Source organism: Paraburkholderia mimosarum LMG 23256 = NBRC 106338 (assembly GCF_000739815.1).
Classification (GTDB): domain Bacteria; phylum Pseudomonadota; class Gammaproteobacteria; order Burkholderiales; family Burkholderiaceae; genus Paraburkholderia; species Paraburkholderia mimosarum.
In genome coordinates this window covers 1-2,627 of record NZ_BBJJ01000222.1, presented here as the reverse complement: position 1 = coordinate 2,627, position 2,627 = coordinate 1, and the positions used below count along the sequence as shown (strand labels likewise).

2 protein-coding genes are annotated in these 2,627 nt (G+C 63.0%); both read right to left on the bottom strand.

The genetic code is table 11. From position 1 onward, the window contains the following. Positions 1-358: 358 nt before the first annotated feature. On the bottom strand, positions 359-1,567 hold the full coding sequence (locus BMI01S_RS36805; protein WP_028232657.1) for an IS91 family transposase: 1,209 nt from the start codon (positions 1,565-1,567) through the stop codon (positions 359-361). A gap of 8 nt (positions 1,568-1,575) precedes the next feature. Then, entirely contained in the window at positions 1,576-2,454 is an 879-nt protein-coding gene (locus BMI01S_RS36800) for a tyrosine-type recombinase/integrase (protein ID WP_042293165.1), read from the bottom strand. Positions 2,455-2,627 lie beyond the last annotated feature (173 nt).

Here is a 2,627-nt window from a genome sequence, read left to right as displayed (position 1 = left end):
TGCAGAGGATTTTTTGTTTAGCGTTCGCGGCCTCAGTTGCATGAGTCGAACCAGTGAGATTACTCAGCGAGCGGTAAATAAAAAATCGTTTGTGCTGAACCGCTCCGCAGGCGTTTGCTTCTATGGGCATTGAATGAACGGTGCGGTGATTCGAGACACTCGGCACGTGGCCATCGCACGGCGGAAGTGGGCGGTCTGAGAGAGTCGGTCGCGTGAAGTCAGTGGGAATGCGAGGGTCAGCGGGCAGATAGTGCGCAGTTTCGCGGCATTGTGATGGTGCGAGGACGCTACAGCACGAGTGGGTTCGCGTTGGCCGCATGCGGAAGGCCAACGTGCTGGGGGCTGGTGCTGATGCCGGTCAGTGTCCATGGCTGGGATCAGGTGGAGCCCGTGGCAGGATGCCGGGCACACCGCCTTCGATGTGGACCATGTGGCCCTTGCCGCAGACGGGGCAATCGCGCAGTGACCTGCCGGTGAGCCGCTGGTAACGGTCACGGTAATCTTCTCCGATGACGGGTGACACAGCGGCGGGCGGCTCGACACCGAGCAGCCGTTGGCAGGTGGCCAGGCGCGTCGCGCGGTGGCAGTTGGCGAGCCACCCGTAGCTGCGGATACGCTTGAAACCGGTGGGTAGTACGTGCAGCAAGAAGCGGCGGATGAATTCGTCGGCCGTAAGCGTCATGGTCCTGTGGCGGGCCTCGTGACGATAGTCCTTCCACTGGAAGAGCACCGAATCGCCATCAAAGCGCAGCAACCGGTTATTCGAGATGGCGACGCGATGCGTGTAGCGGCCCAGGTAATCGAGCACCTGGGCGGCCCCACCAAACGGTGGCTTCGCGTAGACGACCCACTCCGCGCGGGCAGCAGGCGTAAGCCAGGCGGCAAACGCTTGCGGATCGCGCAACGGCTCGAGCTGGCCATGGAAGCGCAGCGCGCCGGCGTCGAACGCGCGCTGCAGCTGCTCGAGAAAGAGGCGCCGGAAGAGCCGCGAGAGGACCCGAACGGGCAGGAAGAAGCCGGGTCGGCAGGCGATCCAGCACTCGCCGTCAGGGGCAATGCCGCCGCCCGGTATCACGCAATGCACATGCGGATGATGCAGCAGATTCTGCCCCCACGTGTGCAGGACCGAGAGGAAGCCGATCTCCGCACCCAGGTGCTTCGGGTCGGCGGCGATCGTGCGCAGCGTTTCGGCGCTGGTGCGGAACAGCATGTCATAGATCACCCTCTTGTTCTGGTACGCAAGCGCGGCGACGGGCTCGGGAAGCGTGAAGACGACATGGAAATACTCGACCTCGGGGAGCAGTTCGGCGCGCCGGCGTTCGAGCCATTGCGCACGGGCGAGCGACTGGCACTTCGGACAGCAGCGATGGCGACATGAGTCGTAGGCAATGCGTTGATAACCACATGTGTCGCACTGCTCAACATGTCCGCCGAGCGCGGCGGTGCGACACAGCTCGATGGCGCTCATCGCGCGCCGTTGGGCACGACTGAGGGCGCCGGCATGGGTCTGCCGGTACTTTGTGCCGCAGCGGCGGAGGATGTCCGCCACCTCGAGCGCCGGGCGCATCGATGGCTTCAGAAGTATGCGGGAGGTGTGGGCTCAGGCGGGATGGGGGTGGGATGCGGCAGCAGGTCGAAGGGACTCGCGGTCGCGCATACGGTGCTGGTGGCTACCTTAAGGTAACGCGAGGTTGTGGCGAGGGACCTATGGCCCATGAGTAGCTGGATCCGGCGCACATCAGTGCCAGCTTCCAGCAGATGCGTGGCGAACGCGTGTCGCAAAGAGTGCGGCGTTATAGGCTTCCGGATTCCGCTGCGCCTGCGTGCAAGCTGGCATGCCAGGCCCACGGCATCGCGGCTGATGGGCTGTCCGGGAATCTTGCCCGGGAACAGCCAGTCCCGTGGATGAGCGTCCTGCCAGTACAGTCTGAGGATCTCGAGCAGCCTCGGCGAGAGCATTACATAGCGATCCTTACGATTCTTCCCCTGATTGACACGGACGACCATGCGCTTGCTGTCGATATCGGTGACCTTCAGATGCACGACTTCTGACACCCGCAGTCCGGCGGCGTACGCGGTCATCAGGATGGTGCGGTGCTTGAGGCTCGCGACCGACTCAAAGAAGGCGGTGATCTCCTCCAGGCTGAGGACAACCGGCAGGCGGATCGGCTTCCTCGGCAAGGGAAAGTCCTCGTCACTCCAGTCGCGTTTGAGCGTCACGCGGTAGAGAAAGCGCAGTGCGCCGATCGTTGCGCAGAGACTGGCGGGGGCCAGCTTGCGTTCTTCACGGAGGTAGACGAGCCAGGCCCGGATCTCCTCGGGACCGAGCAGTTCGGGCGAACGGCGAAAGTGGCGGGCGAAACTGGATACCTGAATCAGATAGGACTTCTGGGTATTCTCCGCAAGGTTGCGGATCTGCATGTCATGTAGCATGCGTTGGCGCAGTGGCGTCATGGCGAGCCTCCTGGAAGCAGTGGGTGGAATGCCCAACCGGGCGTTCACATACTGCTCCTGGCGATGCTGCCCACCACCTTGCCGGGGTTCAGCGACAAACAACCCTCTTCATCAAACGTCAGCCATGGACCTGTGCCCATCTCCCACTACCGCGTCAGCGGTTTAGTACAACG